Origin of the sequence: Mesorhizobium sp. B2-3-4, assembly GCF_006442315.1 — a bacterium.
Taxonomy (GTDB): domain Bacteria; phylum Pseudomonadota; class Alphaproteobacteria; order Rhizobiales; family Rhizobiaceae; genus Mesorhizobium.
The window spans coordinates 106992-126639 of the sequence record NZ_VFVY01000014.1 but is presented as its reverse complement, the minus strand read 5'-3'; the positions used below and the strand labels follow the sequence as shown (position 1 = coordinate 126639).

Sequence of the window (19648 nt, the reverse complement as noted above, 5' to 3'; positions counted from 1 at the left end):
GAGAGGAGAACGAAAATGGCATTCCACCTGAAATCGCTCACAGGACGCAAGGCCCGCGCCGGCCTTGCCGCATTGGCGCTCGCGCTGTCGTCGACCGTGGCGCTCGCCGCCGAAAAGCTGCAGTATTTCACCTGGTCGGGTTATGAACTGCCCGATTTCAACAAGAGCTTCCTGGCCGCCCATCCCGATGGCGTAGAGGCTTCGATCTTCGGTGACGACGACGATGCCTTCACCAAGGTCAAGGCCGGCTTCCGGCCCGATATTGCGCATCCCTGCTACGACAAGGTGGCGCGCTGGAACAAGGAAGGCCTGCTGCAGCCGATCGACACCAAGCGCATCAAGAACTGGGATTCGATCTTCCCGGTCTTCAAGAACCTGCCGGACCTGCAGGCCGGCGACGGCAAGGTCTGGATGGTGCCGTGGGACTGGGGCAACACCTCGATCCTCTACCGCACCGATCTGGTGAAGAACCCGGAAGCGAGCTGGAACCTTCTGTGGGACAAGCAATATGCCGGCCGCATGGCGACCATCGACGCCGTCCACGACACGCCGATCGTCGCCGCCCTTCTGGCCGGCGTGAACCCGTTCGACATGACGGCGGAGCAGATGGACAAGGTGGCCGAAAAGCTGCGCGAGCAGCGGCCGCTGCTGTCGAGCTACACCACCGACATGACTTCGGTCGAACAGGCGCTGGCCAGTGGCCAGCTGGTCGCCGCCATGACCTGGAACGCGTCAGCCACCTCGCTCAAGAAGCAGGGCGTGCCGGTCGAGTTCATGAAGCCGAAAGAAGGCATGCTGACCTGGGCCTGCGGCTTCGTCATGCTGAAGGACGCCAAGAACGTCGATCTCGCCTATGACTTCATCAACAGCCGGCTCGATGCCGATTCCGGCAAATACCTGATCCAGTCCTACGGCTATGGCAGTTCGCTCTCGACCGCTTTCGCCGGCGTGTCGAAGGAAGAACTGGACAAGCTGCAATTGCCGGCCGATCCGGATGTGATGTTGAAGAGCACGATCTTCACCGGACCGATGAAACAGAATGACGATGTGGCAAAGATGTTCGAGAAGGTGAAGGCGGGCGGTTGAACGATCAATTGCCGAAGTTGGCGCTGCCGCTCACCTGCCTGCCGGCATCCTCTCCCCGTATAGTGACCGGGGAGAGGGGCGCTGTCGCCGGCGGTTTCGCCAATCACCAGCGTTGCCGGAAGAGCACAAGGGCGGCGGCCAGCCTCTTTTCCCCGTCACTATACGGGGAGGGGCGCCCGGCAGGGCGATGAGGACAGCGCCGGCGCCTGGCAGGATAAGACCCAATCATGAGGCGGCAGATCAGCCGCCAGCCCAAGTGACTGCAGCAAGGACAAACGCATGGATGTTCTGAACGAAGCCGCCGGGAAACCCAAGGACGACGCCGACATTCGCGTTGGCCGGCGCGTTCGGGCGCTGCGGCTGGAGCGCAACCTGTCCCTGGCCGATCTCTCGGCAAAGGCAGGCATATCGATCGGCGCGCTCAGCCAGATCGAGCGCGGAATGTCCTCGTTGCGCGTCAAGGTGATCTGGCCGCTTGCCGCCGCTCTCGACATCGAACCGTCGGCGTTGATCGCCGACGGTGGCGATGCCGTCAATGATCTCTACTGCGTGCGCGCCGACAAGCGGCGTTCGATACCGGTGAAGTCGGAAGGCATCGCCAAGGCGCTGCTGTCGCCGCCGGGGGCGACACTGACCGGCATGCTGGTGACGGTCGAAGCCGCCGGCGGCACGGCCGAGGCCTATGCGCATGCCGGCCACGAATTCGGCTTCGTGCTTTCGGGAGAGGTGGAGCTCGTGGTGGATGCGACGAAATATCTGCTGAAGAGCGGCGACAGTTTTGCCTTCAAGAGCACGCTCCTTCATGCCTTTCGCAATCCCGGCGGCGAGCAATGCCAGATCCTCTGGGTCAACACCACGAAGCCTTCCGAGGTTCGCGATGGCGCCTGATTCCCTGGTACGGCTGCAGGCTGTCTCGAAGATCTTTCCAGGCGGCATCGTCGGGCTCGACGCCGTCGATCTCGACATCGTTGCCGGCGAGTTCATCACGCTGCTCGGGCCGTCGGGCTGCGGCAAGACCACGAGCCTGCGTGTCATTGCCGGTTTCGAAGGCCCGTCGAGCGGCAAGGTGTTGCTCGATGGACGCGATATCACGGCACTTCGGCCCTTCGACCGGCCGGTCAACACCGTGTTCCAGGACTATGCGCTGTTTCCCCATATGAACGTAGCCGAGAATGTCGGCTTCGGCCTGTCGCTGCGCAAGCTCGCCGGCGGCGAACAGGCAAGACGGGTCGCCGAGGCTCTCGACATGGTCGGCCTTGCGGACAAGCTTCGCGCCCGCGTCTCCGAATTGTCGGGCGGTCAGCGCCAGCGCGTCGCGCTTGCGCGCGCCATCGTGTGCGAGCCGCGCGTGCTGTTGCTCGACGAGCCGCTGTCGGCGCTCGACGCGCATCTGCGCGACCAGATGCAGGTCGAGCTGAAGCGGCTGCAGGCGGGGCTTGGCACCACCTTCGTCATGGTCACGCACGACCAGACCGAAGCGCTGTCGATCTCCGACCGCATCGTCGTCATGAACAAGGGCCGCATCGAGCAGATCGCCGCGCCGGCGACGCTTTACGACCGTCCCGCCACGAAATTCGTGGCAAGCTTCATCGGCACCATGAACCTGCTGCAGTCGCGCTTTGTCGGCCGCGATGGCGAGCGCCTGCGGTTCACCGCCGGCGCCTTGCCGCTGGAAGCCACGTTCGAGGCCGGCCAGCCACCCGGCGAAGGCGAGGTGCGCACCATCGGCGTGCGCCCCGAGGATTTGCTGGCGACGACCGAGGCTGCGCCAGGCACGGCGCCGGCGCGCGTCAACAGCATCGTCTTTCACGGCCGCACCTTGCGCCTGCACGCGGAACTGGGGCCAGGCATGCCTGTGGTGATCGATGCCCCGCGCCAGGCCGAGGGTTTTCAATTCAGCGTCGGCGACGTGGCGCATATCAGCCTTCGCCGTGGCGCTAACTGCCCTATGCTCTCTGCATAGATTGACCGTCCATTCCCCCGAAAACTGGAGCATTATTCCGTGAGCAATCATCTGAAGTTTTTCATCGACGGCGAATGGGTCGACCCGGTCGTGCCGGCGACGCTCGATGTCATCGATCCGTCGACCGAGGAGGCCTACACCAAGATATCGGTGGGTTCGAAGGCCGATGTCGACAAGGCCGTCGCCGCCGCCAAGGCGGCATTCCCGTCCTTCTCGCAGACCAGCAAGGCCGAGCGGCTGAAGCTTCTGAAGCGTATCCTCGAAGTCTACAATGAGCGCTTTGAGGACATCGCCCAGGCCGTCAGCCAGGAAAACGGTTCGCCCATCACCTGGGCGCGCGAGGCGCAGGCCTGGGCGGGCAGGGCCCATATGGAAGCCACCATCAAGGCGCTTGAGGATTATGAATTCAGCGAGAAACGCGGCGGCACAATGGTGGTCAAGGAAGCGATCGGCGTCTGCGCGCTGATCACGCCCTGGAACTGGCCGCTCAACCAGATCGTCTGCAAGGTGGCGCCGGCGATCGCCGCCGGTTGCACCGTGGTGCTGAAGCCCTCCGAGATCGCGCCGATCAGCGGCATCGTCTTCTCCGAGGTGATGGAAGCCGCCGGCGTGCCGAAGGGTGTCTACAACATGGTCAACGGCAACGGTCCCGATGTCGGGCAGATCATGGCCGGTCATCCCGATGTCGACATGGTCTCCTTCACCGGGTCGACGCGCGCCGGCATCATCGTTGCGCAGACCGCGGCGCAGACGGTCAAGCGCGTCGCGCAGGAGCTTGGCGGCAAGTCGGCCAACATCGTCTTGCCCGATGCCGATTTCGAGACGGCTGTGCGCAAGGGCGTCGAAGGCTGCTTCGGCAACAGCGGCCAGTCCTGCGACGCGCCGACCCGCATGCTGGTTCCGGCCGCCCGCCACGACGAGGCGCTCGCCATCGCCAAGACGGCGGCCGAGGCTCACAATGTCGGCGATCCGCGCAATGAAGAGACCAAGCTTGGCCCTGTTGTCAGCGAGCTGCAGTTCAACAAGATCCAGCGGCTGATCGAGGCCGGCATCAAGGAAGGTGCGACGCTGGTCACCGGCGGTCCAGGCCGTCCGGAGCATCTCAACCGCGGCTATTATGTGCGCCCGACCGTGTTCGGTCACGTCAGGCCAGGCATGACCATCGAAAAGGAAGAAATCTTCGGTCCGGTTCTATCGGTCATCTCCTATGAGGACGACGCTGACGCGGTCAAGATCGCCAACGATACCGTCTATGGCCTCGCGGCCTATGTGCAGTCCGGCGATATCGAGCATGCGCGGAAAGTGGCAGCCCAGCTGCGCGCCGGGCAAGTCTCGATCAACTATCCCGACTGGGACACCTTCGCCCCCTTCGGCGGCTACAAGCAGTCGGGCAACGGCCGCGAATACGCCGATTGGGCGATCCATGACTTCCTCGAAGTCAAAGGCATCATCGGCTACGGGGCATAGGGTAGGATCAAACTGCCGGCGGTTGTCTCATAAGGTCCTTCCGCCGGCAGTGGACAACAGGATATGGAATTAAGTACGAATTGACTAAGATAGGTAAATATTCCTAGATCAGCATATGCCGGAACTCAGCAGCCGACCGCGCCGAAATGTGCAGACCCTGTGCCTGGCGCACGAAGTCGGCCAGCTCATCCGTGTGCGATGCAGGACCTGCAACATAACCCGGCACTACCTACCCGGCGACCTCGCTCAGCTTGTCGGTGACATTCCCTTTTGGGACATCGAAAGGCATATGCGATGCGAACGCTGCAAGGAGCGTGAGCTCGACGCCGGAATCATACTGCCAAGCGCTGCGGAACGCCTAAAAATTCGAGTCAGACGCCTTGTCGGTATCCGCATGGTTCGCCGGGTGATCTGGCGAGATGACGATTAGATGGAAGCCTAGAAAAGGGACCCTTGGGCTGGCGTCTGTTTTGGAAACTTGATCTGCGTTGCCGGTTTATCCACAATGACCAGAGCCTCATCAGGTGCCGTCCGCTGCAAGTGCCGTGCTTCTGCCCAAGGTGCTGTCAGCCACTGCTCGGTTTCCTCCGGCGTGGTTAGGATCACGGGCATAGCCTTTTCATGGATCGGCGTAATTAAGTTGTTAGGCTTGGTCGTCATGAAGGCGTACAATTCGAAGTCGCCAGGGCCATCCTTAACCTTGCGCACGCCCTGCCAACGGGTCCAGAAGCCGGCGAAGAAGAACAAAGGCAAGTTGTCGTTGCGCGCAAACCAGTAGTTTCGCTGGATGCCGGTTTCCGGGTCTCTGTCACTGACGGTAGGGCTGGGTTCGGCAAAGCTGGTCACTGGAACGACGCATCTATTCTCGACGCCGACAAATTGCTGCCAGTGAGAATACTGCGGATTGCGAACGTTCGTCGTGCCGTAGTCCGCCTTGCCTTTCACGCGCTCAGGCGGCGTTGGCAAACCCCAAAGCAGTTTCGCCAGCTCACGCTCTCCATCCATCGTGTTGCGAACGACAAGGCCCGGCTGATTTGGATAGACATCAAGCGACGGTTCAAGATTGCCGCTGATGTCGCGCAGTGTGCGCGCCCATTGGCGGACTGCCTCTTGCGTCGTCGTGATATTGTACAAGTTGCACATGCACCCAGCATCGCGGAATTGGCCGGTGTCTGCAACCGCAGTCGCTGTGGGCGCTAACTCAAACCGCCGTCGCACAGCGGCGCTATATCAATCGTCCTGACAGCGCCTTGTCAGCAACCAACCGGCCGGGCGTGGCGGACAGGCAGCTTGTTCCCTACCTGCAGGGCGTCTTAACAGGAGGACCAGAAATGACCATCGCCGAAATTGCCAAGGATTTCACCGAACTGCTCCAGCAGGGTGATCACGCCGGTGCGGGCGAGAAGTACAATGCCGACGATATCGTCAGCTACGAAGCCATGGAAGGGCCGATGGCCGTGGCCCGTGGCAAGGAGGCTCTCAAGCAGAAGGGCCAATGGTGGCAAGAGAACCACGAAGTCCACGGTGGTTCGGTCGAGGGCCCTTACGTCAACGGCGACCAGTTCGCCGTGCGTTTCAAGTTCGACGTAACGCCCAAGGCCACCGGCGAGCGTGTCACCATGGATGAGGTCGGCCTGTACACGGTCAAGAACGGCAAGATCACGGAAGAGCGTTTTTACTATTGACCTGGCGAGGCTCATCGACCGCGTGCCCGCTCTTTGCGCTCCAGGTCGGAAAGCCAGGCATGATGGCCGGGACAATACCGGCCATCATGCGGCGGCTCAAATTGTCTTCACATACCGCTCAAGCTGGTCGGCCACGGTGCCCCAGCCGTCGAAGAAGCCCATCTCTTCATGATTGTTGCGGGTCGCCTGATCGCGGTGGATGGCGGTGGCGGTGTAGCGCGTGCCGTTGCCGTCAGCTTGCAAGGAAATCACCGCGGTGATGAACGGCTCGCCCGAGGGCCGGTAGCCGGGCAGCAGTGCATCCGTCCACACCAGCCGCTCGTTCGGCACGATCTCGAGATAGCAGCAGCGGCGGTCATTGACCTCCTTGCCGTCGGGCGACTGCATGCGTGTGCGAAACAGGCCGCCGGGCCTGAGGTCGATCTCGCAATCGCTGACGATCCAGGGTTTGGGCGTGAACCATTGCTTGACGTGCTCCGGCACCGTCATCGCCCGCCACAGGAGTTCGCGTGGCGCGTCGAGCACGCGCTCCAGCGTCAGGTCCAGCTTCGGGTCGATCTTGAAGGGATAGCTCACTTTTCCTGCTCCTTGAGGCTCATCACATAGGCGTCGAACTGGTCGAGGCGGCGCTCCCACAGCGCGCGCTGTTCGGCCAGCCAGTTTTCGGCAAGCTGCAACGGCTCGGGCGCGAGCTGATAGGTCCTGGTGCGGCCGATCTTTTCCGAACGCACCAGCCCGCAGCCTTCGAGCACCTTGAGATGTTCGATGAAGGACGGCAGCGCCATTTCGAAAGGCTGGGCCAGTTCGCTGACGGAAGCGGGACTGCGGTTCAGCCTTTCCACGACGCGCCGCCGCGTCGGATCGGCCAGCGCGCGAAAGATGCCGTCGATCGGCGGCAATGCCGGCGTGGCGTGCTGCAGACTGGTCATGGCGATGTCCTCTCCACATGGTAGGTGAGCACCACGGCGCCATTAGCGAAGGAGCGCGTGTCGACCAGCTTGAGGTCGGTCGCGTCCTCGGTCCTGTCGAACAGCTGCGCGCCGCTGCCGAGGATGACCGGAAATACCATCAGCCGGTATTCGTCGACGAGATCGTGCTGTTTCAACGCGTTGACCAGCCTGCGGCTGCCGCCAACCACGATGTCGCCTTTCATCTCCCATTTGAGTTTGCGGATGGCCTCCATCGGCTCGCCTTGCAGCACGGTGGTGTTGTTCCATGCCGGATTTTTCAATTTCGAGGAGACGACATATTTGGGCATGCCGTTCATCCGGTCGGCAAAGGGGCCTTCGTAAGTCGGCCAGCCGCTGGCGAAGCTGTCATAGGTCACCCTGCCGATGAGCAATGCTTCATGGTCGAGAACCTCCTGGAATTTGTAGTCGATCATGCCGGCCTCGTGCCGCTTGCCGACCCAGTTGGTGTGCCGGAAGCCCGGCTCGCCGCCGGGCGCCTCCATGACGCCGTCGACGGAGACCAGTTCGGATACGACGATCCTGCCCATTCATTTTCCTTTCTCGCTTTTGCAATACTTAGGAAAATTCCTTAGTATTGACAAGCCCTAAAAATGCGCTGGTCGCAGTCGGGATGCTGGCAAAGCGGGAAGGGCGGTTTTAGGCTGTCCGCAGATTCGACTGTCAGCACGGGAAGCACGCCTTTGACGATCACCATGTACGGCATCACCACCTGCGACACGATCAGGAAGGCGCGCACCTGGCTGGAAGGCCACGACGTGCCCTACCGCTTCCACGACTACCGGGCCGAAGGGATCGACGCCGGACGGCTGGACGGCTGGGTCGGGAAGGTCGGCTGGGAAAAGCTGCTCAACAAGGGCAGCACGACCTTCCGCGAACTGTCCGACAAGGACAAGGCCGGGCTGGACGAGAAGAAAGCGAAAAAACTGATGCTGGCCAAGCCGACGATGATCAAGCGACCGGTGCTCGAGGTCGGCGATCAGATATTCGTTGGGTTCAAGCCGGAAGTTTATGAGACGACAGTGAAGTAGCAGGCAGGCCAAGCCGCCAATCTCCAGGGGAGATCAGACGAAGCCTCGGCTCTGCAGATACTGCGCCAGCGCCACGGCGTTGTTACGCGCCTCGTCATGCGCGCCGTAGAGCAGCGTCACCTTGCCCCCGCCGAGCAGCGCACGCAGTCGGGACACGGCCTCGTCATTGCCGTCCAGCTCTGCCCGATACCGCTTCTGAAACTCCGCCCAGCGCGCAGGCTCATGCCCGAACCATGCGCGCAATTCGTCGCTCGGCGCGATCTCCTTCAGCCAGAGATCAAGCGCGGCGTCCACCTTGCTGACGCCGCGCGGCCAGATGCGATCGACCAGCACCCGCTGGCTATCGGCCTTGGCGGGTGCTTCGTAGATACGCTTGACCGCGACCTCCAAGGCCATCGCTCCTCCGCGGTGGGGCTGCTCAGGCCCATTCGCCTTTGCGCATCACCGGCACGCGGCTGCCGTCCTTGTTGACGCCGTCAATGTCTATTCTGTCAGAACCGATCATCCAGTCGATATGGATGAAGCTCTTGTTGCCGCCGCGCTGGGCGATCTCGTCCTGGCTGAGCGAGGCGCCGTCGACGAAGCATTTCGAATAGCACTGGCCGAGCGCGATGTGGCAGGCGGCGTTCTCGTCGAACAGCGTGTTGAAGAACAACAGACCGCTGGCCGAGATCGGCGAGGAATGCGGCACAAGCGCCACTTCGCCCAGACGCCGTGCCCCTTCGTCGGTGTCGAGCACCTTCTTCAGCACGTCCTCGCCCTTCGACGCCTTGGCCTCGACGATCCGCCCGCCCTCGAAGCGCACCGAGATCTCGTCGATCAGTGTGCCTTGGTAGGACAGCGGCTTGGTCGACGACACGTGGCCCTCGACGCGCCTTGCATGCGGCGTGGTGAAGACCTCCTCGGTCGGGATGTTGGGATTGCAGGTGACGCCGTTCTTGGCGGTCGAGGCGCCGCCCATCCACTCATGGCCGTCCGCCAGACCGACCGTCAGGTCGGTGCCCGGCCCGGTGAAATGCAGCGCGTGGAAATTGTGGCCGTTCAGCCATGCGGTGCGGCTGCGCAGTGCCGCATTGTGCGCCGTCCAGTTGCTGATCGGGTCTTCGACATCCACCCTCGACGCGGCGAAGATGGCGTCGGCGAGCTTGACCACCGCGACATCGTCGGGCTCGCCCGGAAATACCTGTTTGGCCCAGGCTAGATCGGGATAGGCGACGATGTTCCAGTTGATGTCGAAGCCGGTGATTTTTTCCAGCGCCGGCTGGTAGGCCATGGAATTCGCCTTGTTGGCGCGCGCCACCTTTGCCGGGTCCTGCGCCGACAAGAGCGACGGATCCTCGCCGCGCACGGCAAGCCTGGCGGCGTTGTTGGAAAAGGCCTTCGCCATGCCTTCATAGAGCCAGCCGGCGGCGCGGTCGAAGCCGGCGTCGGCGCCATAGCGGAAGCGCGCCAGCGTGATTTCGTCATCGTTGAAGATCGGGGTCACCAGCCCGGCGCCGGCCTTGTAGGCATGCTCGACGATACGCCTGGTCAGCGGCAGCGCCGCGATCGACGAGGTCAGCACCAGATCCTGTCCGGGCTGTAATTGCAGCCCGACCTTGATGGCGACTTCCGCCAGCCTGTCGAGCTTCACCGGGTCGATGGTTGCGGAAACGCCGCGCGAATGTGTGGTCATGATCCTGCCTGTCGTCGTGGGATATCCGGTTGAACATAGGCCGATGCCGCGCGGCTTTCCACCGCGATCGCGCCGGTGGGGTCGGCACCGGCCGACCCGAACTGGGTCATCGTCGCCGCGATCTCTTCCTTGATCCAGGCCTTGAAGTCCCGGACCTTGCGGCTTTCGGCCTTGCTGGCGGAGGTCACCAGCCAGTAGCCGAGTCCGCTCTGGGCGCGGATTCCGAACGGCGCCACCAGCCGCCCGTCGGCCAGCGCGTCCGCCGCCAGCAATTGCCAGCCCAGCATCACGCCGTGGCCGGCGATCGCCGATTCCAGGCACAGCATCGGATCGGTGAAGCGGGCGCCCTTCTGGAAGGTAACCGGTGGAACGCCGGCGGCCGCGAACCAGCTTTCCCAGTTGATCATTGCCCGCTCGTCGGTGATGGCGCAGGTTTGGGCAAGGTCGCCGATCGACTTCAGTTTTCGTGCGATGACGGGCGCGCAGACAGGGAATACCTCCTGAGCCAACAGCAGTTCCGCCTTGCCGCCCGGCCATTTGCCGTCGCCAAGCCGGATGGCGATGTCGATGTCGGAGTGGTCGAGATTGGCCAGCCGCACCGAGGCATCGATGCGCAGCAGCACGTTGGGATGGCGGTCGAAGTGCCGCGATAGTCGGGGCAGCAGCCATTTCGAGGCGAAGGCAGGTGCCGCCGAAACAACCAGCGTGCACTGGGTCGCCTCGTCGGCCAGTGCCACGGCCTGGGAAAGCTCGCGAAATCCAGCGCCAAGGCGGGCCGCGAAGACGGCGCCGAACTCGGTCAGCACAAGGCCGCTTGCCGTGCGCTCGAACAGCGCCTGGCCAAGCTGTTTTTCGGTGCGGCTTATCTGCTGGCTGACGGCACTGACCGACACGTTGAGTTCGCTGGCGGCAGTCGCGAGCGAGCCGAGACGGGCGACGGTTTCCACGGCGCGCAGGCCGTTGAGATGAACGCGATTGAGCAGAGCCATTGAGATTTTCTAAACCTTTCCATCCGAAATCTCAATTGAAAGACGTGCTGAAACGGCCGACTTTGTCTATCGGGAGCCAGGCCAGCGGAGCCGCAGATGCTGAGGATGTTGTCGTCATTGAAGGTCCTGTTCGCCGCCGTTCCGCCGGATGACACGCGCTCGGAGATCGACACGCTGAGGTGGCTGACCGACCCGCTTGCGCATCCCGCGCTGAACGCGATGTCGGAGCGTGAGCTAGGCGATGTGCCGTTCCGCTTGACGGCGCGCCGGACCGTGCATGAGACGATTTCCCTAAACGCTGGCTTCAGCGGGCGCTGCTGAGCGAGCGATCCCGGCACTGGCCTAACACAAGGCGGATTGTTTCAACCGCCCGCACATTTATTGTGCACTGCAATGACATCGGCCCCATCGACTGCGCTGCGCTACGCCTCCGCCGGCATGATCGCCATGGCTGTTGCCATGGGCATCGGCCGTTTCGTCTACACGCCGATCCTGCCCGGCATGATGGAAGAGCTGCATCTGTCGCCGGCCGATGCCGGCTGGATCGCCTCGGCCAACTATCTCGGCTACCTCGTCGGCGCGCTGGTGGCGGCGGGCAACTGGGCGCATGGACGCGAACGTCTGCTGATGCTGGCCGCCCTCGGGGCCAGCGCCGTGTTGGCCGCCTTGATGGGACTGGCCGACGCCATGGCCGCCTTCATCGCCATCCGTTTCGTGGCCGGTCTGGCGAGCGCCTTCGTCATGGTGTTCATGGCCAGCATCGTTTTCAGTCATATCGCGGCGGCCGGGCGCGGCGACCTGCAGGCCTGGCATTTTGGCGGCGTTGGCCTCGGCATCGCGATATCGGCGGCGATGATGGCGCTGCTGGTCACCGAACACGCCGGCTGGGCGCAGGGCTGGCTGTGGTCGGGCGCAATCTCGGCTTGCGGCTTTGTCGCCGTGGCGCTGCTGGCGAACCAGGGCCCGCTTACCAACGGCGAATCCGTTCGTGAGCCGGCGCTGCCGAAGGACCGATCGCTGACGAAAGTGATCGTCGCCTACGGTCTGTTCGGTTTCGGCTATGTCGTGACGGCGACCTTCCTCGTCGCCATCGTGCGGCAGGGCGGCGGCAGCCGTGTCTTCGAGGCCATGGTGTGGATGGTTGCGGGTCTTGCCGGTTTCCCTTCGGTCTGGCTGTGGCAGAAGATAGCGGCGCGGATCGGGCTCTACGCCGCCTATGCTCTGGGATGCTTTGTCGAAGTTGTCGGCGTAACCGCGAGCGTCGCCGCCGGCGGACGCACGGGCCCTCTGCTCGGCGGCGTCCTGCTCGGCGGCACCTTCATCGCGGTCACCGCACTGGGCTTGCAGGCCGCACGGCAGCAGGCGCCGAGATCACCCCGGCGCGTTTTCGCCTTGATGACAGCCTCTTTCGGTGTTGGTCAGATCATCGGCCCGATCGCGGCCGGGCTTCTGGCCCAGGCCTCGGGTGATTTCTTCCTCGCCTCGATCGTTGCCGCCGCGGTCCTGGTCGTCTCGGGCGTCGTCACATGGTCGGCCGCGCCAAAATCGCCATGATTTGTAGTCTTGCTCGGCATCGGGCATCGGGCAGGCATTTTCTTTCCCCCTAATGTGTGACCTTATGCCCGCTGAACCCAGCTGATTTGCGCATAGATCGAGGAATTCGCCACAGTGTTCGTATCCTTCTTCCCGCAGCCGAAGCTCTTCTTCTCTTCGGCCGCCATCTGGAGCCTTGCGGCAATCCTGTTCTGGTTTTTCGGCGGGGAGCAACTGGGGAGCCTCATAGGCCTGCCGCCGGCGGCCGCCGATGCGCCGCCCATCATCGGCATCGCTGTGCTGGTGTCGAAACCGTTCCTCTGGTTCTACATCTATTTCGCACTTTGCGTCGGCATCTTCTACGCGTTCTGGAGCTGGTATTCGCCGCATCCGTGGCAGCGCTGGTCGATCCTGATGACGGCGGTCATCTTGTTCTTCATCTATTTCAACGTGCAGGTCAGCGTCGCCGTCAACGCCTGGTACGGCCCGTTCTTTGACTATGTCCAAGGGCTGATGTCGGGGACCGGAAAGTCGACCAACGCGGAGTTCTACACAGGATTGGCCGACTTCTCCTGGCTGGCGCTGGTCGGCATGAACGTGCAGGTGGTCAATGCCTTCATCGTCAGCCATTGGATTTTCCGCTGGCGCACGGCGATGAACAATTACTTCATCGCGAACTGGGGCAGGTTGCGCCATATCGAGGGCGCCTCGCAGCGTATCCAGGAAGACACGATGCGGTTCTCGCAGATCATGGAAGATCTCGGCTCCAGTTTCGTCCAGTCGATCATGACGCTGATCGCCTTCCTGCCGGTCATGATCCAGTTGCAGGCCCATATCAGCGAGTTGCCGATCATCGGCGCGATCCCGCAGCCGCTGGTGGTTGCCGCATTGGCCTGGTGTCTGTTCGGCACGATCTCGGTTATGATCGCGGGCCTGAAACTCCCGGGACTGCAGTTCCGCAATCAGCGCGTCGAGGCCGCCTACCGCAAGGAACTGGTCTATGGCGAGGATCATGAGGACAGGGCACAGCCCGCCACCACCGCCGAGCTGTTCGCCAATGTCCGGCACAATTATTTCAGGCTCTATTTCCACTACATCTATTTCAACGTCGTCCGGTACACCTACCTCCAGGCCGACAACATTTTCTCGCTGTTGATTCTCGGGCCGTCGCTGGTCGCGCACAAGATCACGTTCGGCGCGCTGAACCAGATATCGAACGCATTCGGCAAGGTGACGGGCTCGCTGCAGTTCCTGCTCACCTCATGGTCGACCATCGTCGAGCTGCAATCGGTTCACAAGCGCCTGCGCGCCTTCGAGGCGACGCTGTTGGGCGAGCCGCTGCCCGATATCGATCAGCGTTATCTGGCAAGGCAGGGCGCCGAGGATCCGGCTTGAGAATGCTCTGAGCAAACCCGGGTCGGCGGCTCAGCCGCCGACGGAGCCCTGCTTCCCGCCATCCCGCCGCTCGACATAGTCGCGAAAGCTGATGCATTCGACATCAGCTTTGACACAGACCTCGCCGGCAAAGCGCTCCAGCGCGGTCCAGTAGGCGCCGTCATTCATCAGCGTGAAGTGGAAGCCGAGTTCCAGCGGAATGCGCTTGCCCTGATATTGCGCGTCGAAGGCGGCGCGGAACGCCTGATAAGTACGGTCAGCGAATTCGCCGGCCTTGCCCGGTCGTTCGAAGCCGCCGGAATGCCTGACATAGAGATTGTAGTCCATGGCGATCACCGGCCGCGATTTCGGGCCTTCGGGGATCTGCGGCAGTGAAAAGCGCGTAATGCCGCCGACGGTCGGCGCTTGGACGGGGCCCTTCGAAACGCCGCTGGCATCGAACACGTAGCCGGCAGCCGGCAAGGCTTCGTAGAGACCCTTGCTGGTCGACAGATAAGGGGCGCGAAAGCCAACTACGGCATGCCGCGCGAAATCGCGCCAGCCCTTTGGCTCGGGCGCAATGCCATTGATCGCGTAGGCGTTCTCCAGAATATGCTCGAAGGAGCCGAATTCTTTCAGCCAGTCGGCCTTCGTCCAGTCCTTGCCGTCGAAATGGCCACAGGCATGGCTGGCAATGTCATGGCCCTCATGGGCGGCAAGCCCGATCTGTTCCAGCCGGTCGGCCACCTCCTGTCTGGAGGCGGCAAAGCCGATATTGGACTTGCCTGCGGTCTTGCCAGGCGCCGTGTATTGGCCGCGTGTTTCGGGCGACAGCAGGAAGACGCAGGACAGGAAATAGGTGAAATGCGCGCCGGTGCGCTGCGCCAGCGCCCGGCTGCGCTTCCATTGCGGAATGTCGCGCGCGCTGTCGAAGGAGATGATGACCACCTGCTTTGGCCTCGCCGGCGACGGTGGCGCGGGCGGATCGGCCAGCGCCGCGCCGGCGGTGGCGAGCGAGGCAAGCGAGAACGCAACGACGCGGGACAAACGAGGCATGGGCAAAATTACAGGCTCCGGACGGTCAGCAAGCCGGCTATCGTGCAAATGTGGCGCCTGTGCGATTGCGCTTTTCCGGTGTTTGCCCCGGGAATAGCCGATTTTCCGGTTGAACCCCTTCCATGCCGACAAAATTTCGCTAAAACGCGGGCTCATGAACCGCCCCGGCCCGGGGCAGGAATGGTTTTGATTGATGTCCGACGACAGTTTTATCCGCGAAGTCAATGACGAGATCCGCCGCGAACAGGCGCAGAAGCTGTGGGACCGTTTCGGCCCGGCCTTGATTGTCATCGCAGCCCTGGTGGTGCTCGGCACCGCGGCCTTTGTCGGCTATCGCTATTGGGACGAGACGCGCGCCAACCGCTCCGGCGATGCTTTCTCGCAGGCACTGAAGCTTGCCAATGACGGCAAGAACGATGAGGCGCTGGCCGCGCTCGATCAGTTGGAAAAGGATGGCTACGGCGCCTATCCGCTGCTCGCGCGCATGCGTGCCGCGACCGTCAAGGCCAACAAGGGCGATGTCGATGCCGCCGTCAAGGATTTCGACGAGGTCGCGGCAGACACCGCCATCCCCCAGGGCCTGCGCGACATGGCGCGGCTGCGGGCGGGGCTCCTGCTCGTCGATCACGGCTCCTTCGCCGACGTGTCGAGCCGCGTCGAGGCGCTGACCTCGGACACCAACACGCTGCGCCACACGGCGCGCGAGGCGCTCGGCCTCGCCGCCTGGAAGGAAGGCAAGACCCAGGACGCGCTGAAACTGTTCGACCAGATCGCCGCCGATGACGGCGCCCCGCGCAACACGCGCGAGCGGGCGACCTTGATGTCCGAGCTGATCCGCGGCTCGGGCAACGCGTCGTGATATGGTGCCCAAAAGCGCGCTGCGGTTTTGGGCACACAGGCATGGAAGATGTAGGGCCGAATGACCTTCAAAGTCGCCATCATCGGTCGGCCTAACGTCGGCAAATCGACGCTTTTCAACCGGCTGGTCGGAAAGAAGCTGGCGCTTGTCGATGACACGCCGGGCGTCACCCGTGACCGCCGCGTCCATGCCGCCAAGCTTTACGATCTGCATTTCGATGTCATCGACACCGCCGGCTTCGAGGATGCCGGCGCTTCGACCTTGCCGGGCCGCATGCGCGCGCAGACCGAGATCGCGATCCGCGAGGCGGATCTGATCTTCTTCACCATCGACGCCAAATCCGGCCTGCTTCCGGACGACAGGACCTTTGCCGAGATCGTGCGCAAATCCGGCAAGCCTGTGGTGCTTGTCGCCAACAAGGCCGAGGCGCGCGGCGCGCAAGGCGGCATGCTGGAGGCCTGGGAGCTCGGCCTTGGCGAGCCGATCCCGGTTTCGGCCGAACACGGCCAGGGCATGCCCGATTTGCGCGACGCGGTGATCGCGGCGCTTGGCGAGGAGCGCGCTTTCGGCGAAGACGAAGAGGACGACGAGGAGGCCGCCGCCGGCGAAGTGCTGATCGGCGAGGACATCGCCGACCCCGATGCCGAGGATGCGCCTGCCTATGACGACACCAAGCCGATGCGCATCGCCGTCGTCGGCCGGCCGAACGCCGGCAAATCGACGCTGATCAACGCGCTGATCGGCGAGGAGCGGCTGCTGACCGGACCGGAGGCGGGCATCACGCGCGATTCCATCTCCGTCGACTGGGACTGGCGCGGCCGCCTCATAAAATTGTTCGACACGGCCGGCATGCGCCGCAAGGCCAGGATCCATGAAAAGCTCGAAGTGATGTCGGTGCAGGATGGCCTGCGCGCCATCCGCTTCGCCGAGATCGTCATCATCGTGCTCGACGCCACCATTCCGTTCGAGAAGCAGGACCTGCAGATTGCCGACCTGATCATCCGCGAGGGCCGGGCGCCGGTCATCGCTTTCAACAAATGGGACCTGATCGACAACCCGCAGGAGCTTCTGGCGGAATTGCGCGAGAAGACCGAACGGTTGCTGCCGCAGGTGCGCGGCATCCAGGCCGTACCCGTCTCGGCCGAGACCGGGCGTGGTCTCGACAAGCTGATGGATGCGGTGCTGAAGACGCACAAGGTGTGGAACAGCCGCGTTTCGACCGGCAGGCTCAACCGCTGGCTGGAAGGCATATTGGCGCATCATCCGCCGCCCGCCGTTGCCGGGCGCAGGCTGAAGGTCAAATACGTCACCCAGGCAAAGACGCGGCCGCCGGGCTTCGTCGTCCAGTGTTCGCGGCCCGAAGCGATGCCGCAATCCTATGTGCGCTATCTCTCCAACAGCCTGCGCGAGGCCTTCGACATGCCGGGCGTGCCGATCCGCATTGCGCTGAGGACTTCCGATAATCCATTCGCGGGCCGCGCCAAGAAGCGCTGAGGCTCGGGTCCGCGAACCTCCACACAGCACCAGCGACTAAGCGACTTTCGGCAGCGCCCCGGGCGTCTCGGCGCCCTCGGGCAACGCCTCGAAAGCCGCTTGCAGCAGAATCTCGGCCAGCCGCGCCGCGACCGGGTCGAGTTCGGCATCCTTCTGATGCAAGTGCAGCGCCATCCTCGGCAGGGGCGGCAGGCCGAGCACTCCGGGCGCCAGCGCCCTGACATTGGCGGGCAGGCCGATATCGGTGCGGATCGTCAGTCCAAGGCCGGCCGCCACCGCCGCCCATATGCCGCCAAGGCTGGGGCTGGAGAACGCCATGCGCCAGGGCCGCCCGGCGCGATCCAGCGTCTCGGTCGCCACGGTGCGCAGCAGGCAAGGCGCCTCGAACACCACCAGCGGCAGCGCCTCGCCAGTATGCGGGCCTGCCTCCATTGGCTTGGCCGGGCCGATCCAGCGCGCCTGCACGTCGGCGACATGCCGGCTGTAAGGCATCGTGGCGCCGTCATGCCAGGCGAGCGCGATGTCGAGATTGCCTGACAGGACACGCTCGGCCAATTCGTGACTGCGTCCGATCCGTGCCTCGATGCGAACCTTGGGATGGGCGCGAGCGAAGCGCCCGAGCACTTCCGGCAAGACGGCCTCGCCGAAATCCTCCTGCAGGCCGAGCCGCACCCAGCCCTCCAGTTCGACGTCGCGGATGGCTGACGCCGCTTCGTCATTGAGCTCGATCAGGCGCCGCGCATAGCCGAGCATGGTCTCGCCGGCTTCGGTCAGTGACAGGCCGCGTCCCGCCTTGCGGAAGATCGGCGTATCGGCCTGTTCCTCGAGTTTCTTCAACTGAGCGCTGACGGCGGAGGTCGAACGGCCAAGCCGCTCGGCGGCCTTGGCGAAACTTCCCAGCTCCATGCCGGTGACGAAAGTCCTGAGGACGTCGAGATCGAATGTGACGCGTCGCATGGGATTGTCCTGATTTTCAGAATTATTGATCAAAAACTTCCTGATTTTATGGATGAAGCTACGGCGCTACATCAGTCCCGTCAAGGCCGCTCGACCGGCGTCACGGGAATGAAGTCATGTCCGCCATCATCACGCGCAACGATTGCCACTCATCCGGGCAAGGCGCCGCCACCGCCGCCGGCCGGAGCTTCGGGCCGAACCATCGCTGGAAGGTCCTTGGCATCGGCGTTGCCGCCAACGCCGGCTTCTCGGCCACCTTCTCGGGCATACCGGCCACGGCGGTCGTGCTCCGCCAGGGCTATCATTTGAGCAATGCCGAACTTGGCCTGGCGCTCGGCCTGCTCGGGCTGGGGGTCGCGCTCAGCGAACTGCCATGGGGTCTGCTCACCGATCGCTGGGGGGACCGCCGCGTGCTTCTGATCGGGCTCGGCGCGACGGCGGCCTGGCTGCTTGCGATGGCGATGCTGGTCGTGCCGACAGCATCGGGCATTCCCGATGTCACGCTACTGGCGGCGAGCCTGCTCGTCACGGGCCTGCTCGGCGGCAGTGTCAACGGCTCGAGCGGCCGCGCCATAATGGCCTGGTTCCGGGACAATGAGCGCGGCTTTGCCATGAGCATCCGGCAGACGGCGGTGCCGCTTGGCGGCGGCCTCGGCGCGCTCGTCCTGCCTTCGCTTGCCCTGGCGTTCGGTTTTGCCGCGGTGTTCGGGCTCCTGGCGGCGGCGTCCGCACTTTCGGCCCTGTTCGCCTGGCGTTGGCTGCACGAACCGCCGCCGACGGCTGTCGGTCACGCCGCTTCATCCGATGTGGCCGGACCGGCGCCTCTGCGCAACATCGAGGTCTGGCGCATATCCATCGCCATCGGCCTGCTCTGCTTTCCGCAGGTCGCTGTCCTTACCTTCGCATCGGTCTTTCTGCACGACTTCGCCGGACTTGGCACGACGGCAATCAGCGCCAGCCTCTGCGCGGTCCAGGTCGGCGCCATGGTCATGCGCGTCTGGAGCGGCCGCTTTACCGATCGCCACGGCAACCGCCGTCGGTTTCTTCGCTTGTGCAGTGCGCTCAGCGCGCTGGCCTTCGCAATGCTCTGGGTGCTGGTTGTGGCCGTTCCCGCAATGCCTGGCGGCCAGCCCCTTGTGATCGCTGTCCTGCCCCTGCTGCTTGTCGTCGCCGGCATCTCGGTCTCGGCCTGGCACGGCGTTGCCTATACCGAGCTTGCCACCTTGGCCGGTGCCGGCCATGTCGGAACCGCGCTCAGCCTCGCCAACAGCTTTGTCTTCATCGGCTTCTTCCTGGTTCCGGTGGCCATTCCAGGGCTGCTGCACCTCTGGTCGTGGCCCGGCGTCTGGCTTTCGGCGGCCGCCTGCGCCCTCATCGCATGGCCGATCTTCCTGCGGCAGGGCTGAGCGCTGTCGCCGCAAAACCGTCCAACTCCGAAACCACGACGCTTAGCCGACCGGGAAAACCCGACTGATCCCGTTAACGTCCCATCAAGGTTAATGCATCATTTT

At 63.6% G+C, this 19648-nt stretch carries 21 protein-coding genes; 12 read left to right on the top strand and 9 right to left on the bottom strand.

Translation table 11 applies throughout. The features are described from left to right. Window positions 1–15 precede the first annotated feature (15 nt). From FJ967_RS20880 to FJ967_RS20860, 4 genes are all read left to right on the top strand, one after another. The gene (locus FJ967_RS20880) at window positions 16–1086 is read left to right on the top strand and encodes an ABC transporter substrate-binding protein (protein ID WP_140733709.1); all 1071 of its coding nucleotides are present in this window, start codon (window positions 16–18) and stop codon (window positions 1084–1086) included. 279 nt (window positions 1087–1365) lie between these two features. Then, complete coding sequence (locus FJ967_RS20870; RefSeq protein ID WP_140733708.1) at window positions 1366–1974, top strand: cupin domain-containing protein; 609 nt, start codon at window positions 1366–1368, stop codon at window positions 1972–1974. Beyond that, the gene (locus FJ967_RS20865) at window positions 1964–3049 is read left to right on the top strand and encodes an ABC transporter ATP-binding protein (RefSeq protein ID WP_140733707.1); all 1086 of its coding nucleotides are present in this window, start codon (window positions 1964–1966) and stop codon (window positions 3047–3049) included. The genes FJ967_RS20870 and FJ967_RS20865 overlap by 11 nt, the downstream gene beginning before the upstream one ends. Window positions 3050–3088: 39 nt before the next feature. Next, the gene (locus FJ967_RS20860; RefSeq protein WP_140733706.1) at window positions 3089–4516 is read left to right on the top strand and encodes an aldehyde dehydrogenase family protein; all 1428 of its coding nucleotides are present in this window, start codon (window positions 3089–3091) and stop codon (window positions 4514–4516) included. A gap of 438 nt (window positions 4517–4954) precedes the next feature. Here FJ967_RS20860 and FJ967_RS20850 read toward each other — a convergent pair whose 3' ends face one another. Beyond that, a complete protein-coding gene (locus tag FJ967_RS20850) occupies window positions 4955–5659 on the bottom strand; it encodes an SOS response-associated peptidase (RefSeq protein ID WP_140733704.1) in 705 nt (234 codons plus the stop codon). Between the two features lie 188 nt (window positions 5660–5847). On the opposite strand from FJ967_RS20850, the gene FJ967_RS20845 reads away from it, so the two are divergent. Then, complete coding sequence (locus FJ967_RS20845; protein WP_027034151.1) at window positions 5848–6201, top strand: nuclear transport factor 2 family protein; 354 nt, start codon at window positions 5848–5850, stop codon at window positions 6199–6201. 96 nt (window positions 6202–6297) lie between these two features. On the opposite strand, the gene FJ967_RS20840 is transcribed toward FJ967_RS20845, so the two are convergent. Genes FJ967_RS20840 through FJ967_RS20830 form a run of 3 tightly spaced genes read right to left on the bottom strand, consistent with a single transcriptional unit; the run spans window position 6298 to window position 7699 of the window. Next, window positions 6298–6777, bottom strand: a complete 480-nt coding sequence (locus FJ967_RS20840) for an SRPBCC family protein (RefSeq protein WP_140733703.1) — start codon at window positions 6775–6777, stop codon at window positions 6298–6300. After that, the gene (locus tag FJ967_RS20835) at window positions 6774–7130 is read right to left on the bottom strand and encodes a metalloregulator ArsR/SmtB family transcription factor (RefSeq protein WP_140733702.1); all 357 of its coding nucleotides are present in this window, start codon (window positions 7128–7130) and stop codon (window positions 6774–6776) included. Before FJ967_RS20835 ends, FJ967_RS20840 begins: the two co-directional genes overlap by 4 nt. Beyond that, the gene (locus FJ967_RS20830; RefSeq protein WP_140733701.1) at window positions 7127–7699 is read right to left on the bottom strand and encodes a dihydrofolate reductase family protein; all 573 of its coding nucleotides are present in this window, start codon (window positions 7697–7699) and stop codon (window positions 7127–7129) included. Before FJ967_RS20830 ends, FJ967_RS20835 begins: the two co-directional genes overlap by 4 nt. A 153-nt stretch (window positions 7700–7852) precedes the next feature. On the opposite strand from FJ967_RS20830, the gene FJ967_RS20825 reads away from it, so the two are divergent. After that, the gene (locus FJ967_RS20825; protein WP_140733700.1) at window positions 7853–8200 is read left to right on the top strand and encodes an ArsC family reductase; all 348 of its coding nucleotides are present in this window, start codon (window positions 7853–7855) and stop codon (window positions 8198–8200) included. Between the two features lie 33 nt (window positions 8201–8233). Here FJ967_RS20825 and FJ967_RS20820 read toward each other — a convergent pair whose 3' ends face one another. Genes FJ967_RS20820 through FJ967_RS20810 form a run of 3 tightly spaced genes read right to left on the bottom strand, consistent with a single transcriptional unit; the run spans window position 8234 to window position 10864 of the window. After that, complete coding sequence (locus FJ967_RS20820; protein ID WP_140733699.1) at window positions 8234–8596, bottom strand: DUF488 domain-containing protein; 363 nt, start codon at window positions 8594–8596, stop codon at window positions 8234–8236. 22 nt (window positions 8597–8618) lie between these two features. Further along, window positions 8619–9875 (bottom strand): aminopeptidase, encoded by a 1257-nt coding sequence (locus tag FJ967_RS20815; RefSeq protein WP_140733698.1) that lies wholly within the window; start codon window positions 9873–9875, stop codon window positions 8619–8621. Beyond that, on the bottom strand, window positions 9872–10864 hold the full coding sequence (locus tag FJ967_RS20810) for a LysR substrate-binding domain-containing protein (RefSeq protein WP_140733697.1): 993 nt from the start codon (window positions 10862–10864) through the stop codon (window positions 9872–9874). Before FJ967_RS20810 ends, FJ967_RS20815 begins: the two co-directional genes overlap by 4 nt. A 96-nt stretch (window positions 10865–10960) precedes the next feature. Here FJ967_RS20810 and FJ967_RS20805 point away from each other — a divergent pair, with 96 nt between their 5' ends. The 3 genes from FJ967_RS20805 to sbmA all read left to right on the top strand — a co-directional run bounded on the left by FJ967_RS20805 (window position 10961) and on the right by sbmA (window position 13792). Beyond that, window positions 10961–11185 carry a hypothetical protein gene (locus FJ967_RS20805; protein WP_140733696.1) on the top strand — a complete coding sequence of 75 codons (225 nt, stop codon included), beginning with the start codon at window positions 10961–10963 and terminating at the stop codon, window positions 11183–11185. A 72-nt stretch (window positions 11186–11257) separates the two neighbouring features. Then, window positions 11258–12418 carry a YbfB/YjiJ family MFS transporter gene (locus tag FJ967_RS20800; protein ID WP_140733695.1) on the top strand — a complete coding sequence of 387 codons (1161 nt, stop codon included), beginning with the start codon at window positions 11258–11260 and terminating at the stop codon, window positions 12416–12418. A 114-nt stretch (window positions 12419–12532) separates the two neighbouring features. Next, window positions 12533–13792 (top strand): peptide antibiotic transporter SbmA, encoded by a 1260-nt coding sequence (sbmA, locus tag FJ967_RS20795; protein ID WP_140733694.1) that lies wholly within the window; start codon window positions 12533–12535, stop codon window positions 13790–13792. A gap of 30 nt (window positions 13793–13822) precedes the next feature. Here sbmA and FJ967_RS20790 read toward each other — a convergent pair whose 3' ends face one another. After that, window positions 13823–14827 (bottom strand): polysaccharide deacetylase, encoded by a 1005-nt coding sequence (locus FJ967_RS20790; protein WP_140733693.1) that lies wholly within the window; start codon window positions 14825–14827, stop codon window positions 13823–13825. A 193-nt stretch (window positions 14828–15020) separates the two neighbouring features. Between FJ967_RS20790 and FJ967_RS20785 the strand changes: the two genes are divergently transcribed. Then, window positions 15021–15686, top strand: a complete 666-nt coding sequence (locus FJ967_RS20785) for a tetratricopeptide repeat protein (protein ID WP_140733692.1) — start codon at window positions 15021–15023, stop codon at window positions 15684–15686. Between the two features lie 60 nt (window positions 15687–15746). Beyond that, window positions 15747–17180, top strand: coding sequence for a ribosome biogenesis GTPase Der (gene der, locus FJ967_RS20780; RefSeq protein WP_140733691.1), 1434 nt, complete (start codon window positions 15747–15749; stop codon window positions 17178–17180). Window positions 17181–17216: 36 nt separating this feature from the next. On the opposite strand, the gene FJ967_RS20775 is transcribed toward der, so the two are convergent. Then, a complete protein-coding gene (locus tag FJ967_RS20775) occupies window positions 17217–18137 on the bottom strand; it encodes a LysR substrate-binding domain-containing protein (RefSeq protein WP_140733690.1) in 921 nt (306 codons plus the stop codon). Window positions 18138–18253: 116 nt separating this feature from the next. Between FJ967_RS20775 and FJ967_RS20770 the strand changes: the two genes are divergently transcribed. After that, on the top strand, window positions 18254–19543 hold the full coding sequence (locus FJ967_RS20770; RefSeq protein WP_140733689.1) for an MFS transporter: 1290 nt from the start codon (window positions 18254–18256) through the stop codon (window positions 19541–19543). Window positions 19544–19648: the final 105 nt, after the last annotated feature.

Excerpts from the sequence above, each read along its gene's own strand:
- FJ967_RS20790 (WP_140733693.1), bottom strand. The coding sequence starts at position 14,827 with ATGCCTCGTTTGTCCCGCGTCGTTGCGTTCTCGCTTGCCTCGCTCGCC.
- FJ967_RS20850 (WP_140733704.1), bottom strand. The coding sequence starts at position 5,659 with ATGTGCAACTTGTACAATATCACGACGACGCAAGAGGCAGTCCGCCAA.
- FJ967_RS20805 (WP_140733696.1), top strand. The coding sequence starts at position 10,961 with ATGCTGAGGATGTTGTCGTCATTGAAGGTCCTGTTCGCCGCCGTTCCG.
- FJ967_RS20870 (WP_140733708.1), top strand. The coding sequence starts at position 1,366 with ATGGATGTTCTGAACGAAGCCGCCGGGAAACCCAAGGACGACGCCGAC.
- der (WP_140733691.1), top strand. The coding sequence starts at position 15,747 with ATGACCTTCAAAGTCGCCATCATCGGTCGGCCTAACGTCGGCAAATCG.
- FJ967_RS20800 (WP_140733695.1), top strand. The coding sequence starts at position 11,258 with ATGACATCGGCCCCATCGACTGCGCTGCGCTACGCCTCCGCCGGCATG.
- FJ967_RS20785 (WP_140733692.1), top strand. The coding sequence starts at position 15,021 with ATGTCCGACGACAGTTTTATCCGCGAAGTCAATGACGAGATCCGCCGC.
- FJ967_RS20865 (WP_140733707.1), top strand. The coding sequence starts at position 1,964 with ATGGCGCCTGATTCCCTGGTACGGCTGCAGGCTGTCTCGAAGATCTTT.
- FJ967_RS20810 (WP_140733697.1), bottom strand. The coding sequence starts at position 10,864 with ATGGCTCTGCTCAATCGCGTTCATCTCAACGGCCTGCGCGCCGTGGAA.
- FJ967_RS20830 (WP_140733701.1), bottom strand. The coding sequence starts at position 7,699 with ATGGGCAGGATCGTCGTATCCGAACTGGTCTCCGTCGACGGCGTCATG.
- FJ967_RS20775 (WP_140733690.1), bottom strand. The coding sequence starts at position 18,137 with ATGCGACGCGTCACATTCGATCTCGACGTCCTCAGGACTTTCGTCACC.
- FJ967_RS20820 (WP_140733699.1), bottom strand. The coding sequence starts at position 8,596 with ATGGCCTTGGAGGTCGCGGTCAAGCGTATCTACGAAGCACCCGCCAAG.
- FJ967_RS20815 (WP_140733698.1), bottom strand. The coding sequence starts at position 9,875 with ATGACCACACATTCGCGCGGCGTTTCCGCAACCATCGACCCGGTGAAG.
- FJ967_RS20770 (WP_140733689.1), top strand. The coding sequence starts at position 18,254 with ATGTCCGCCATCATCACGCGCAACGATTGCCACTCATCCGGGCAAGGC.
- FJ967_RS20835 (WP_140733702.1), bottom strand. The coding sequence starts at position 7,130 with ATGACCAGTCTGCAGCACGCCACGCCGGCATTGCCGCCGATCGACGGC.
- FJ967_RS20880 (WP_140733709.1), top strand. The coding sequence starts at position 16 with ATGGCATTCCACCTGAAATCGCTCACAGGACGCAAGGCCCGCGCCGGC.
- FJ967_RS20845 (WP_027034151.1), top strand. The coding sequence starts at position 5,848 with ATGACCATCGCCGAAATTGCCAAGGATTTCACCGAACTGCTCCAGCAG.